Here is a 14,828-nt window from a genome sequence, read left to right on the forward strand (position 1 = left end):
ATTTTTTTGTTTAATACACTATAATATCGAATTTATTGAGCTTGATCATACCTTCTTCTTGATTCACAAGCAGGTTACCGTAAGAGTTCGTACATGCAATAAAATTGTCTAAATCCACCACTTTAGTTCCATTCCCAGATATTATGGCCTCATATACTGTGTCCACTTTAATTTTGACCTCCGAAAAATTTAAATTTTCGGGAGTTGGTAAACCATCGGATAGCAAGGTCGCTTCATAAATTGCTTGGTTGAGAATAGACTTACTCTGGTGACCTATCGAATAAAGCCTGCACACCGCGGCGGTAGCCGTCAGAATCAAAATACGCTGATTGTAATGCTTTAGCCCAAAGAACGGAGCTTTTCTAAACTCTTCTACGATCATACAAGCCAACAACATTATCTCTTCAACTCGGTCTTTGTCTAATTCTAGTAGGTCCAGATAGAAATCTTCACCCAACCAGAGCACGTTGGCAAAAATGCGACTGATGTCAACATCTCTTTTTAGGAGCTCAACTAAATCGTCCGGACAATCGTTGAAATTCGTGTAATTTACTAGTTGTTTCACACAACAAATATAATATAGTTTCTTGGCTTTGTTTCATATTGCTTTTTGTTTATGAAAAAAAATAAACTAAAAAGAAATGCAAGACTGTCCTAGTGAAACACAAAAATATTTCACGAAACCATAATCAACCTATATTTCAGCGATTTAAATAGTTTGAATAAATATTATTTTATATTTGTACTACAAAAAGTTAAAATGTTAATATTCGTTTCATGAATAAAAATATGACAAATATTTCTGAAAATAAAATTGAAATACCTTTTTTCGTAGGGAATTTTCTCTTAAAGGAAATTAGAAGAAAATATGTTTCCCTTACTGGAAATGCCTGGAATCCATGCCCTGGTCATCATCCAAGTCCTTATGTTGGGTACTTTAAAAAAATAACCTCAAAAACAGGGGAGGAAGCTACTTTTGTTTACGTGTCGGAGTTAACCAAAACACAAATCGAAAAATATCTTCGGTCAGATTTATCCGTGAAAGAAATTATCATCGAGGCACTTAAAGCACAGAATGGTGGTAGTAAACAACTGGACGTGGTGCCAGAAAATTTGGCACCACACATGCTCCCTTACACATATTTAGATTTTTCTGGAAATCTATCCATTGGGCAATTAGGTGGATTATATGAATTGTTTTGGGTTAACTCAAATCAGGCAGAATTAAAGAAGAAAGAAAATCTTACGATTACGCAAACCTTTAAAGCTACGACCAACAGAGTAAATGCAATAGTATCCTACATTTCGGGCAGAGAAATGCCTTTTGAAGAATATCTGAAAGATGTTGTGAATAACATTGCCGATTCGGAAGAGGTTGCAAAGGATGAAATTACTGCTTATTTAGGAATTATTAACTCATCAGAAAACGAAAACCGTGTTACAGCTTCATACACAGTGTATCTGTCAGGAAGAGTTGGAGTCAAGTTTGGCAGAGCAGTATTCTTTGACAATAAAGTTGAGTTGGAAATTCAAGAAATGGGGATTAATGATGAACAGACATTCCAATTATTTAAAGGTGATCTTGAGCCAATTATAGGTACCACAGGTGATGAAAGAAAGTATAATTCGATTATTAATTTAAAAAGTGCCTATAATGCTGAACAGGCAACGATTTATCTTCCAGTCGGCAGAAATCAGATAAGAAAGCATTCTACTCAAATAGAAATAATGGGAACCTTCGCGGGAATTGATTCAAATGCCATGAACCCCGTTTCTGGGAAAATCATATTTAAGTCGACGCATAAATTGATCGATGAACTTTCTAAAATTGAAATTAATACAAAAACATACCAATCCCAGTTTTATCAACTTAGCTCCAAGAGACAAATAATACATGAAACTAATTTTGTTTCGCCAAATGCCAGAGGTGAATTTAATGATGGAATTCAAAATTTGGTGGGAGACTGGCAAATTTCCACCTTAATGGGGTCTTCTTTATACATTGGAAAGCTCAAAATTGCTGCCGATTTAAAAGTTAGCCTTTCGTTCAATACATTAACTTTTTTTTACGGCTACCCACATAGGGTGCACAATAATCACAAAATAATTGCTTTTACGCTAAAAACATTTGAAGGTAAACATAACATTTTTCAGATGATTATTGAGGTCAACCAAGATTCAGATAAGCAAAACAGTTATGCGGGTAAATTTTTATCTGAGTCTGACGGGTTTCCGTTTGTGGGCAATTTACTAATTAACAAGGTCGACAAAGGTGCAGAAGTGGGGTGTTTACAAATTGATATCAGGGAGCCGAATGGGTTTATAGAATTTACTAAGATCAATGAAAAATATTCTGAAATAAAAAGAGGTGGTGAATCTGAAAATAAAAAATACCGCGACATGAGAATCCAATATGAGGGACATAATTCACTAAGTTTACAAAGAACTCAAAGGGTATTTTTAGAGGGCAATTATATGTTGCTATATCTTGACCCTTACCACTCTAGTGAAAACACTACGTATTTTACCATAAATTATTTAAAAATTGATCGTAGGGGAAACTTAGAAATGACAACCCCTGGTAGAAACGAAAAGTATTACGGAAATTATTACCTCGAAACGAACGTAGGAGCTTTAAATCTACATTTAATTTCGGGAAGTGATCGAAGAAGAGTGATTAAAAAAGTGTTTACAATCAATGTTGATAAGATGTATGAAGGCCTTTATTTGACCACCGCAAGGAAAAATAACTATGCTTTATGTGGTAGAGAGTTTATGATTTGTTTGGACGAAGTTAATGGCGGGAATGGCAATTCTGAAGATACTTTAATTACACCAATTACCATTGAGCAAAAAAGACTGAAGAACGTATTAATAAAAGAAGAATGTCAAAATGATGATGAAAAAACGTTACTCAGAGAGCTTGAAAATATCCCTGAAAAAGTGAGGAAGTATTTGATTGACTCTGTTGGGGTTATGTTAAAATCTGACATGAAGCATAATTACTTCTTTGGCAATCTTTTAGAAACAAATGCATTACAATCCAGTAGTTTCACTATTGAGGACTATAAAATTCTTATAAAAAAATATTTTGAAGATGGGGATATCAAAAGAGGTTTAGAAAAGATTCAAGAAGCCGTTAAAATTCATGGTACTGAAATATGGGGTAAGGTTTTTGAAGTTTTAAACAATAGGAATTCCTGAAGAGTGTGATGGAAGAAAGTTAACAAAACGACTACGGTTTTTCAACAGGCAAAACCTCAAACAAATATTTGTATTTGTCTGCCTTATGAATACCCGATATTTCGAAGGTGTGCGATTGTTCTGGAGTTAAGTTGGTCAAAACATGATAACCCAACATGTCTTCGCTACCTAAAAACTCGCGGAGTTTGCTGTAGTCGTTTTGCTTAAACACTTCTATCAAATCTTTGTAATGATTTTGGGTAATGGTGTCGAGTTTGTAAATAGGCGTTTCAAAATCTATTTCATACACAAAAAAGGTCAGTTTTTTACCCTTTAGCGAATCGGCATCAAACAAATAGGTTTTGCTTCTTGTGCTGTCATCGAACACCAAACTATCAACAAATAGCCTATTTCCTAATGTGTTACTGTCGATAGAAGAATAAACAAACCAAATAACTTCATCGTTTTTGGTGGACAAAAAACTCAAGTCTTCGCTTAAATTTTCGGCCTTTAAAGTCAAACTAATTGTCTTAACAGGCGGTTTTTCTACTTCCTTTTTTTTGGATATAAACTTGCAACTTACTCCAATTAGAATAAGGGTAAAAAACACGAGCAACTTGGGTTTAACTAAATTCATCTGCTTCGCTTAAAAATAATTTATTGACTGCCTCAAAAAGGTGTTCCGGTTTTTTTGCTTTCCAGTTCCATGTGTTTTCATCGTTTTCTTCCAAATGAATGTAGTTGCCAATTCCGGCATCCTCCATTTCGTTTAAAATGTGATCTCTGAAATGCACAAAACTAACCCATCCACCGGGCGTATCTTCCCACCACTCCTGATAATAGGAATCATCGCTGGCATGAAAATTCAAAACATTTTCGCCCAACAAAATAAATTTTTCTATTCCCTCTTTGAGCATTTCGTCAATAATTTCACGTTTCAAAATCATGATATCATTATTGATGCAATCATTCCACTCGCCGATAAGCTCGATGATGGTATAGCCCAGATCATAATCAACAAAAAGCACTTTTAGAAGCAGGGTGTCGCTGCCAAAAAAATCCCATTGAGGATGAATCACAAAGTTGTACACCTTGTTTGTAAACTCAAACTGGCTGTGTTGTGTTTTGTAAAATGGACTGCGAGGGTCTTTTTCGGCTTTGTATAAATGCCTCCAAAGAAAATGGGGTTCAATGTCGTGCATTTCTCAAATTTGATTCTTTAACGATATATAACGGTCGGTTTTGAATGTTTTCATTCATTCGGCTAATGTATTCTCCGATAATGCCAATGCCAATGAGTTGAATACCTCCAATAAAAATAATAGTTATCATTTGTGATGCCCACCCAGGTTGATAATCGTCGGTAAAAAACCGAGAGTAAAGGGTATATAGTATTAATAAAAATCCTACAAAAGAAAATAGAAAACCACTGATAGTGGCCAGTTTAAGCGGCCAATTGCTAAAAGAGGTTATGCCATCTATGGCAAACCGAATCATTTTTCGATAGGTATATCCGGTTTGGCCACTAAGCCGTTCTTCACGTTTATACTCTACAAAAGTTTGATTAAAACCAATCCACGAAATCTGGCCTCGAAGAAACTTTCTTTTTTCGGGCATTTTGCGAAGTTGTTCGACCACTTTTTTGTCGATTATTCTAAAATCTCCTGTATCGAGCGGAATATCTACATGGGTTATTTTGTTCAAAATGCGGTAAAACCATTTGGCCGTGGCCTTTTTCATTGCCGACTCTCCAAGCCGCTCGGCACGTTTTGCATACACCACCTCAAAACCTTCCAAACTTTTCAGATACAACTGCTCAATTATCTCCGGCGGATCTTGCCCATCGGCATCAATTATGACCACTTTATCTCCGGTGGCATAATCCAACCCGGCACTTACGGCTATTTGATGTCCAAAATTTCGGCTAAAGTGGATGTATTTTACTTCTGAGTTACTTTTTGCTAATCGGTTGATTATTTCGGCACTTTCATCACTACTGCCGTCATTCACATAAATTATCTCCCTGCTCAGGTTAAGCTTGTCCAATACCAACTTCAACCTATGGTAAACAGGCTCAATATTGTGTTGCTCGTTATATACCGGAATTATTACCGAAATCATGCTTCAAAGAAACAATTTTACAACGGATTTCTATTTGACTTTGGACTATTGAAACTCAATAGTGGCCTTGTTACCAATTTCTGTTCTTTTGTCAAAAACAAAGTCGGTGTAGCTGCTCTCACCCATTTTTCCTGTTACACGAGATTTCGACCTTCCCGTTTCCAAGCCTTGCTCATTGGTTGTTTTCACGGTTACTTCGGTATCAAAATCTTTATCAAAAATAAAATACATCGAAAGCACCTTGGCAAAATCTTGTTTCGAATCGGAAGAAACTTGATATGCTCCCGACCTTAATCCGCTTTCTTTCAGTTTTTCTGAAATAACGATGTTGCATTCCAGTGTTTTTTCAACGCCATCGGCTACCCCTTCAAAAAACTCTCCCGCCCCTTTGCCTGCCGCTTCACCTGTTTTGTTTATAGCTTCCTTAGATTTCTGTTTTATTTTGCCACACGACATCCCAACTGCAATCATCATCAACAAAATCCAGTACTTTTTCATTTGCTTATCTTTTTAAGCAAAGCTACAATTTTAAAGTGATTAACATTGGATGAAAAATTTTGTGTTGTTTTGAGTTTTTTAAAACTCTGAAATCATTTTGGCAGAAATATCGAAAAAATAAGTTGGCTGTTGCAGGACTGTTTTTTATTGGTTTGTGTTTTTTGCTTGCCATTAGCGGCTATTTGTTTGCCCCCGACAAATCGACCAATTGCAATGAAATGCATTTAGAAATTAGTAAAAAACCCATTGGGTATTCGGCATTTTTCTGGCAAGCCAATAATTCGGAAAAAGCCACTATAAGGCAGGTTTTTTTCAATGGAAAAAAAGCGGAAAATACACTCTTTTTATATGATAATCAAGGAGATACATCATTTGCCAACATGGTTCAATATAATGAGACAACCAAAACCAAATTGACCAAACAACGGTTTTGGCTGGGTACGGATGGGTTTGGCCGTGATGTTTTAAGCCGATTGATTTTGGGCACTAGAGTCTCTTTGTCCGTTGGCCTAATTTCCGTTCTAATTTCATTAATCATTGGCATTTCGCTTGGGCTGTTAGCAGGCTATTACCGAGGTTGGGTTGATGCTGCCGTTATGTGGTTAATAAATGTTATTTGGTCGTTGCCAACGCTGCTTTTGGTTATTGCCATCACCTTTGCTTTGGGCAAGGGGTTTTGGCAAATATTTGTTGCAGTTGGACTTACTATGTGGGTAGAATTGGCCCGAGTGGTGCGTGGTCAGGTCTTTGCACTTCGTGAAACGGAATATGTGCAGGCCGCAAAAATGCTGGGGTTTGGCAATATGCGAATTATGTTTCGGCACATTCTTCCTAATTGCGTTGGCCCAATCGTTGTGCTATGTGCTGCAAATTTTGCTTCGGCCATACTGTTAGAAGCCGGCCTCAGTTTTTTGGGGTTGGGTGTGCAGCCACCCACACCCAGTTGGGGACAAATGTTAAACGAAAACTATAGTGACATTGCCTTTGGGGCGGCTCATTTGGCCTTGGCACCTGGCATGGCCATTATGCTTTTGGTAATGGCTTTTAATTTTGTGGGCAATGGCTTAAGAGATGCGTTGGACGTGAAGTTGTAAAATTTTATACAGCCGAGTGGGTTATGATTGCCTCAGCTCCACAAAAAACAAAAGCCTGCTTTGTCAGAGTGCAACACAACAACTCACATTTTCACCATAAAATCATTGCATTGATTGATAGCCATCAACTTTTTTGATGAATAACCTAAGTAGCTTTGGAATACAAACAAGGTGTAATATGAAACGTTTGACTCTTTTTATCTCGGTTTTAATCACTTCCATGTATGCACAAAGTGCTTCTATTTCTTCAAAATCCAGTGGAGGAGATTGGAATTCTACGGCCACATGGAATGGTGGTGTTGTTCCTCAATCGGGCGATGATGTGACTATTAACGGAACGGTTACCGGAAATGGTTCGTGCAATCATTTAACGGTTAGTGCCGGTGCATATCTCAAAAATGTGCCTGGATATGCTCATACTATAACCGTTTATGGAAACCTGACAAATAATGGAACCATTCAGAATGATGTTTCTTCTGGACTATTAACCATCTATGCCTATGGAAATATTACCAACAATGGTGTGTGGACCAACAGAGTGCTTAACCTTGAGCATGCCACCAATGCCCATTTTTATCAATCAGCAACTTCTTATTTTGATGGGGTTCAGATTTATGCAAACACGGGCAAGGTAGATACCATTGTTTTTGGCACGGCTCAAGAATTCAGAAATTGTACGTTTACACGTGGTGGTTCGGGCTTGCAACAACTTAAAACCAATGGGTATAATTCGGTTTTTAAGCAATGCAACCTCACATCGTTTGATGTGCTTTCCAACAATTTGTTGGATTTTGATGGCACGATGTTTTCAGACGTTCACATAACGGGTGCAGCACAGCTTTCGGGAAACATTACCTTATACTCAACCAATTATTTTGCCAACGGGGTGGTAAATCAAGGAGTGATAAAAGGGGCTTCGGGCTATTCGGTAACGCTGCGATTGTCGGGAGATTTTACGAATAAAAACACCATTTACTCTCCCTCAACCTATTTGATTGTATATGTTGACGGGAATTTTCACAACGAAGGGGTTTATCGACCAATTTCAACTTATTTTTATGCCGGACATTCGCATATATTGAGCCAAACAGCCAACCATCCGATGGAAGGATATATTTATGCTCAAGAAACTGACACGCTGAACATTGTGTCGGATTTTACCTTCTTAAAAGGGCCGCTTAAAGGATACAACAGTTCTGGAAATGCTTCGATAAAAGGGGGTAGTCATAAAATGGTTTTTGACAGTTGCTCGGTTGAATATATAAACCTATTTTCTAACGACAGCATTCGGCTAAACAAATCAACACTTTATAACGGAACCATAAACGGAAACGCCAAAATTGCCGGAAATTTTGATATAAACAGCACGTTGGTTTGGTCGGGAAATATAACCAACTACGGCACCTGTAGGAGTACACCGGGATATTCGGTTACATTAATCCTCAACGGGGTTTTTACCAATATTGGTAGCATTTCGGGCGGCTATTTGTCAATCGATTTATACGCCGATATTGAAAATAGAGGAATTTATGCACCCACAACCACTAACATCAAAGGGGATAAAATTCGTTCGTTCAGTCAAAACGGCAGTAGCATTTTTCAGGGCAATTTTCGCACCGATTCAAAACTGGATGGCATACGACTTCAATCAAATTGTACGTTCAAAAAAATCACGCTCGATGGGCAAAATGCAACACCTTATTCTGTCATAGAAACGAACGGTTATTCATTTTCGGCTGATAGTTGCACCCTTGCGGAGTGGCAAATCATTGGGGCAGATTCGCTCCATTTTAATGGCTCACTACTAACCAATATTCAAACATTTTCGACACCCATATTAACCGGAAAAATCACATTATATTCAAACGTTACGTTTGAAAACGGTTTTGTCAATTTGGGCTACTTGGGGCCACGTCCCGGCTATAGTGTTGAAACTTATGTGCACGGAAATGCTCAAAACTATGGTAACATTGCCTTATTCCCTTCTCAAGGGGGCGTGCTCACTGTTCAGTTGTTCGACACCCTTTTTAATGCGGGAGTGTATAAACCTAGTTCAACCTATTTTAGAGGAAAACCAAATGTACTCAGCCAAACACCTGTGGCACTTTTTGAGGGCAATTATTACAGCTACGACACATCGGCGGCGGTGCAATTAAACTCAATGGCTCGATTTTATAAGGCAACACTTGATTTTCAGAACAACTTGCCATACACCCGCATATTGACCAACGGAAATACCCTTCATTTTGACACATGTACTGTCTATGATGTGTATTTCAAAAGTAGTGACACCATTGATTTTAATGGATCTTTGGTAAACAGCTCTATATTTTATGATATACCGGTTGTCTTGGGGTCGTTTATTATGTATAACGGGGTGGTTTTTGAAGATGGTCTGATAAACCACGGTTCTATTTTCAATAGAGCAGGCTATGGTATTACTGGAAAATTAAATGGCACAACCACCAACTACGGCTCCATAGCCACCAACAAATCGGGGGGCAATTTTATCATTGATATCAATGGAACATTTATAAACAATGGTATTTATCATCCAAACAGCACCTATTTGAAAGGAGATACGCTTTGTGTTTTTAAACAGAATACAACTTCTATTTTTGAGGGAAGTTATTATGCCGCCGATACCAACAATGGAATAAAACTTGGTTCGGATGTACATTTTAAAAAAGCATACCTACGCTGGATAAATGGTAGCAACTATCCCAGATTTAATACACAAGGATTTCTTCCAAATATGGATAGTTGCGATATAAGCTTGGTTCATTTTACCCAATGCGACACGTTGGATTTCAACGGTTCTGTTTTATCCGATATGCACATATCCGGTTTGCCAGTGCTAAAAGGGGAGGTAACTACCTACTCAAATGTTCGATTTAGAACCGATATGGTAAATTTTGGCACAATACAAAACAAACCTGGCTATGGTGTTTCAAACTATTTTGATGGCGAGGTGTACAATTTTGGCACAATTCAAACACACGTTTCTGGTGGATACTTAAATACTTATTTGGCAAAAGGTCTTCAAAACAATGCATTTTACCAACCGGGTGCCACGTATTTGGTTTCGCACAATCCGCGTCAAATTGGGGGCAAGAATAGTGCATACACCAAAGGAAATTTCTTTGTAAACGATTCGATGAGCTTTATTAACGAGTCCATCCTTCCAAATCTTACCGTAAACGGTTCGTCGGTTTTGACCATTGACACCTCCGGACAGTTGAAATGCAATGAAATAAATGCATCATCCCTCTCAAAAATTGTGAACAACGGCAGAATCATATCTAACATTGCTTCTGATAATTTTTACGAGAAATTTTATCATCTGGCATCCGTTCGGTTTCTGAACAATTCAGATATTTCGACTCTTGAAGTGGAATCATTTGGCAACGACGTTCATCCGTCCGTGCCCACATCGCTTACCCATTGGTGGCGTTTTAAACCCAATCCGTTGGCTGCAAAAGATAGTTTAAAACAATTGTATCTCAATTACCTTCCACACCGATTGGCGGGCAAAAAGGAGACCGACCTAAAACTGTATTTTTCGGAAAATGCAGGATTAGACTGGCGGGCAATAAATAGAAATATTACACTTGACACAGTTAATAATCGTTTTTTACTTTACAATGCTCCGGCCTATGGTCACTACATTATTTCGGACACCAACATAGGTATTACAATATTTAACCCCGAAATTCATCGTTCGGAACCACGGATATTTGGCAATCAGGGCGAAGTTACCATTTATGGATTTGGCCTTGGCTTTACTCCGGATATGAAGGTGAGTCTGCAAAAGAATGGTGTAACACCTATATATGCTGATACGGTAAAAATTACCGACAAAAATGGAGAGTCATTTTTAGCGGTATTCAATGTGGATAATGCCACGGTTGGTGTTTATTCAGTGGTGGTGGAGGTGCCTGGGCAAACTGCCATTCAGCTTTCCGATTATATGACTATTGAGAAAGCCGAGCGGCCAGCCCCGTGGGTAATGTTGGGTGGTCGCGATCGCTTTTTGCTAAATCGTTGGCAAACTTTTACCATCAACTACGGAAACTTTGCAAATACAGATGCGTTGGGCGTTCCTTTGTTTTTTGTGGTAAACGATGTTCCAGGCATGGAAATCGAGTTTCCCGATGTACAGATAGGCGTACCCAAAAGTTTTACCGATGACGGCTGGACACAATGGCAAGACACAACGATTGATTTATATTTTGTGTCTGATTCTTTTGGAGAGTTCGAAGGTCGTAAGGTTCGAATTTACCCATTTTATGTGCCGTCTATAGGTGCTTTAAGTTCTTCTTCTATTCGGGTTAAAATAAAATCATCAAAAGATTTGGAAATGACGGTTTGGGTAACCGACCCTTTAATCGAAGGATTTGAAAAACGAAAAAAGGCCAGCACACCACCCGAGGTTTCCGCCTGCCTTGCCAAAGCCGCCGCCAAATACAGTTGGGACAAAGCCATTGGTCTTATTCCAGGTTATGATTGCTACAAACTGGCCTATAAAGTTACCGAAACAGGGGTGTCGTATGCCTTAAAAGATGCCAACGAGCCCGAAAAACCTGAAACATGGGGAAGCTGGCTCATTAGCGGTTGGGGTTGGGCATGGAGTATAGCCGACTGTGCGGGCGATTTAATTCCGGTTTCAAAAGGGGTTAAAATTGCAAAGGATTTAATTGACATTGGTTTTGATATAAAATCAAACTACGATGCCAATCAGGAATGTTGGGATAAATTTAATGCCAAAAACAAGGGTAAACACAAAAGCCGCGGAGTCACTTCATTCGACCCAAATGAAATTGCAGGCCCCGATGGATATGGTTTTGACGGATACGTTGGAGCCAGAGCAAATATGGTTTATACCGTATATTTTGAAAATAAGGATACAGCAAGTGCACCTGCCACCAATGTGGTTGTTTTTGATACGTTGGATAAAAGCAAATTTGATTTTTCAACGTTCAGCTTTGGTCAAGTTACTATTGCCGACAGCACCTACAACATACAAGGTTTTAGTAAGGAGTTCCGAATCATGATAGATTTAGCTCCGCGTATTCAAAGTCTTGTGCAGGTTACCGGAAGTCTGGACACTTCCAATGGAGTCATTATGGTATCATACCTCACAATGGATAGAAGTACGCTTGAGCCAAATGAAGATGTGGACTTGGGCTTTTTGCCTCCCAATCAAACACAACCTGAAGGGGAGGGAAATTTTAGCTATTCAGTTGGCTTGAGAAATGGAATTAAACATGATGAAACCATCAGCAATAAGGCACTTATTTATTTTGATGCCAACCCGCCAATAGCCACCAATGTGCACACCAACAAAGTTGACATAGAGCCACCACAAAGTGCTGTTACGATGTTGAACGCTATAACCAGAGATTCCACCTTTGTGGTGGAGTGGGGTGGAAGCGACAACGGCTGCGGATTACAATTTTTTTCCGTTTTTGTATCAATAAACGACAGTGCATACGTGGCTTGGAAAAGCAACACTTCTCTGGTGTCGGACACATTTTACGGTAGAGACCACCATCGATATGCTTTCTATAGCATCGCTACCGACAGTTTGGGCTTGACCCAGTTGCCGCCTGATAATCCGGATGCGAGTACAGAAGTTTTGGATAGGAGTTTGGTGGAAAATATGGCAAACATCAATTATTTGGTTTACCCAAACCCTGCACAAGACCGCCTATATGTGCAGTCGAATACAACTGAGGTTTCAAAGTTGACAGCCTATTCGTTGCAGGGTCAAGAAGTGGGTGGTTGGGAAATAAAACCCGGTTTAAATGTTGTAAAACTTCCGGAACTACCAGCAGACGTATATTTAGTAAGAATTGAAAGCAAAAATGGAATTGCTTGGAAAAAGATTGCAATTGTGAAATAAGGTGTAAACCGTATTGACAAATTGTTTTGGAATTGATGTTTTGAAATGGTTTGACCCAAATTAAGTAACAGACTATTACAAAATTTGGGTTAAACCACTTTTTATCGAATTCTTACCCATTCGTTTTTGTTGATAGTTGCTGTGTCAATACGAGTGGCACGAATAAAAAATGGACGAAAATGCTCAACCCGAAATACATCAATTACTGGAGAGCCGCCGTCGGTGGCACCACATCCAAAATCACGGACAATTATTTTTGTGGTTGGGTGCAATTTGTTTTCAAAAAGCACTTGTCGGTTTGTCCATGCACACATATCGGATAATAATGATAAAAGCATAATGAACGCCACCATGGCAGCCATAAGTATTGTTATGATAGTTTTAGCAAATATCTGCCGCCTGTTGTCGTGTATTTTTAGTGTTCCAAATAGGGTAAGAAGAACGGCAGCTGGTAAGGCAAAAAATAAAAATAGTTTGTAATCGGACTTAATCGTATCGGAAGCAAATTCCATATTTAGTAGCCATAAAATGGGAGAACAGAGTAAACCAAAGGCAAGTAGTGCAATAGCCAACCATAAAATTATTTTCCTCGGTTGTTTCATATTATGAAGGCAATTAATGGCAAAATAAATTATCGAAAGGGATTAGAGTATTTCTCATCGGTCAAAAATTGCGGGTCGGTTAATGTATTTAAAAATGCCTCTAAAGCCTCTTTTTCCTCAGTGGTAAGCTGAAAACGAGCCGGAGTAGTGCCATTTTTCAAATGCTCGTCGAGGGTGGATGACCAAGCAATATTGTCGCTGTAATGTTCAATAACCTCGGATAATGTTTTAAATCGGCCATCGTGCATATATGGAGGCCGCACGGCTATGTTGCGGAGCGAGGGCGGCAAAAACTTGCCTCGGTCGTTAACATTTCCCGAAACCACCTCATAACCCACATCGTTGGCCAAAAATTCTTCAAACGAAATGCCGTTGTTTCGCGGGGAGTCTATAACCATGGCATCGGTATTGTGGCAACCGCCGCAGTTGCCTTTTTGAGCATTGAAAAACAATGATTTTCCAAGATTTTCCAATGGGCTAAAGTTGTTGAATACGCTATCGCGTGGACGATTTTTTCTACCCTGGTCGTATTTGCTGTCAAAAGAAATCATAGAACGAACAAAGGCCGCCAACGCCGTTTTAATCTTTTGCTCGGAAATATCGGAAACGCCATAAGCCTGCTTAAATAAAATGGGGTAATAGGGCAGTTTGTTTAGTTTCGAAACGAGTTCAGAAATGCTCATACCCATTTCTACGGGGTCCAATATGGGTTGCAACACTTGCCCCTCAATATTATCTGCTCGGCCATCCCAAAAATAACGGGCTGAAACCCTAAACCTGGCATTGGCCAAACCCATGCTGTGGCGTTTGGTTTTGCCACCTAAATGCCCTACCGAAAGGGTGGCAGTATCACTAAAACCATATTTTTGAATATGGCAACTGGCACAAGCGGTAGCATTGTTTTTTGATAGATTTTTATCATAAAACAAAACCCTTCCCAAAGTGACAATTTGGTTGGAAGTAGCAGCAGAAAGCGGCGTATTGTCTTGAAGAAGGATGTTTTTCTTATCTAAAAAATCAGGAACATTCAGGCTTAGATAGTCAAAAGGAGTAGTTGGGAGGTTTAAATATTCGGCAATAATTTCTTTTTCGGATAAGGCATCTTTGTCTTTACAATTGCTCAAAAAAACAATCTGAAAAGAAAGCAAAACAAATACTAATTTCAGCTTCATCTATACGAAAATAAGACAACTGCAACTATATAGTCGGGTACATGGAGAAGAAAACAGCAAAATCTTGCGTCAAAACTGGGTTGTATTGCGGAGGTGGGATATTCCGTTTCTTTATAGTCCGGTATCAACCGAGTTTAAAAAGCTGTACTATATGGTTGGCCGTTACGTTAGATTTGTTTTATGTTTTATTTGAGAGATGGAATACCTATAAACCGTCAGTGGATTATGAAAACAAAAACAATTTTACTTCTTA

At 38.7% G+C, this 14,828-nt stretch carries 10 protein-coding genes; 3 read left to right on the forward strand and 7 right to left on the reverse strand.

Going from position 1 to position 14,828, the window contains the following annotated elements:
- Positions 1–10: 10 nt before the first annotated feature.
- The gene (locus tag H6607_08885) at positions 11–565 is read right to left on the reverse strand and encodes a hypothetical protein (GenBank protein ID MCB9262474.1); all 555 of its coding nucleotides are present in this window, start codon (positions 563–565) and stop codon (positions 11–13) included.
- Between the two features lie 212 nt (positions 566–777).
- On the opposite strand from H6607_08885, the gene H6607_08890 reads away from it, so the two are divergent.
- The gene (locus tag H6607_08890) at positions 778–3,204 is read left to right on the forward strand and encodes a hypothetical protein (GenBank protein MCB9262475.1); all 2,427 of its coding nucleotides are present in this window, start codon (positions 778–780) and stop codon (positions 3,202–3,204) included.
- A gap of 31 nt (positions 3,205–3,235) precedes the next feature.
- On the opposite strand, the gene H6607_08895 is transcribed toward H6607_08890, so the two are convergent.
- The 4 genes from H6607_08895 to H6607_08910 are packed head-to-tail and all read right to left on the reverse strand — an operon-like array spanning position 3,236 to position 5,802.
- Positions 3,236–3,820: a hypothetical protein gene (locus H6607_08895; protein MCB9262476.1), complete on the reverse strand. Its 585-nt coding sequence runs from the start codon at positions 3,818–3,820 to the stop codon at positions 3,236–3,238.
- On the reverse strand, positions 3,807–4,385 hold the full coding sequence (locus tag H6607_08900) for a hypothetical protein (protein ID MCB9262477.1): 579 nt from the start codon (positions 4,383–4,385) through the stop codon (positions 3,807–3,809). The genes H6607_08895 and H6607_08900 overlap by 14 nt, the downstream gene beginning before the upstream one ends.
- Positions 4,372–5,304: a glycosyltransferase family 2 protein gene (locus tag H6607_08905; GenBank protein MCB9262478.1), complete on the reverse strand. Its 933-nt coding sequence runs from the start codon at positions 5,302–5,304 to the stop codon at positions 4,372–4,374. The genes H6607_08900 and H6607_08905 overlap by 14 nt, the downstream gene beginning before the upstream one ends.
- 45 nt (positions 5,305–5,349) lie before the next feature.
- Positions 5,350–5,802 carry a hypothetical protein gene (locus H6607_08910; GenBank protein MCB9262479.1) on the reverse strand — a complete coding sequence of 151 codons (453 nt, stop codon included), beginning with the start codon at positions 5,800–5,802 and terminating at the stop codon, positions 5,350–5,352.
- Positions 5,803–5,861: 59 nt separating this feature from the next.
- Between H6607_08910 and H6607_08915 the strand changes: the two genes are divergently transcribed.
- Both H6607_08915 and H6607_08920 read left to right on the forward strand, forming a co-directional pair.
- On the forward strand, positions 5,862–6,896 hold the full coding sequence (locus H6607_08915) for an ABC transporter permease (GenBank protein MCB9262480.1): 1,035 nt from the start codon (positions 5,862–5,864) through the stop codon (positions 6,894–6,896).
- Positions 6,897–7,074: 178 nt separating this feature from the next.
- Positions 7,075–12,801, forward strand: a complete 5,727-nt coding sequence (locus H6607_08920; protein MCB9262481.1) for a T9SS type A sorting domain-containing protein — start codon at positions 7,075–7,077, stop codon at positions 12,799–12,801.
- Between the two features lie 101 nt (positions 12,802–12,902).
- Here the strand turns inward: H6607_08920 and H6607_08925 are convergent, their stop codons facing one another.
- Complete coding sequence (locus H6607_08925; GenBank protein ID MCB9262482.1) at positions 12,903–13,403, reverse strand: hypothetical protein; 501 nt, start codon at positions 13,401–13,403, stop codon at positions 12,903–12,905.
- A gap of 29 nt (positions 13,404–13,432) precedes the next feature.
- A complete protein-coding gene (locus H6607_08930; protein MCB9262483.1) occupies positions 13,433–14,575 on the reverse strand; it encodes a cytochrome-c peroxidase in 1,143 nt (380 codons plus the stop codon).
- Positions 14,576–14,828 lie beyond the last annotated feature (253 nt).

This window comes from Flavobacteriales bacterium (assembly GCA_020635395.1).
GTDB lineage: Bacteria > Bacteroidota > Bacteroidia > NS11-12g > UBA9320 > UBA987.

Excerpts from the sequence above, each read along its gene's own strand:
- H6607_08890 (MCB9262475.1), top strand. The coding sequence starts at position 778 with ATGAATAAAAATATGACAAATATTTCTGAAAATAAAATTGAAATACCT.
- H6607_08895 (MCB9262476.1), bottom strand. The coding sequence starts at position 3,820 with ATGAATTTAGTTAAACCCAAGTTGCTCGTGTTTTTTACCCTTATTCTA.
- H6607_08900 (MCB9262477.1), bottom strand. The coding sequence starts at position 4,385 with ATGCACGACATTGAACCCCATTTTCTTTGGAGGCATTTATACAAAGCC.
- H6607_08905 (MCB9262478.1), bottom strand. The coding sequence starts at position 5,304 with ATGATTTCGGTAATAATTCCGGTATATAACGAGCAACACAATATTGAG.
- H6607_08910 (MCB9262479.1), bottom strand. The coding sequence starts at position 5,802 with ATGAAAAAGTACTGGATTTTGTTGATGATGATTGCAGTTGGGATGTCG.
- H6607_08920 (MCB9262481.1), top strand. The coding sequence starts at position 7,075 with ATGAAACGTTTGACTCTTTTTATCTCGGTTTTAATCACTTCCATGTAT.
- H6607_08925 (MCB9262482.1), bottom strand. The coding sequence starts at position 13,403 with ATGAAACAACCGAGGAAAATAATTTTATGGTTGGCTATTGCACTACTT.
- H6607_08930 (MCB9262483.1), bottom strand. The coding sequence starts at position 14,575 with ATGAAGCTGAAATTAGTATTTGTTTTGCTTTCTTTTCAGATTGTTTTT.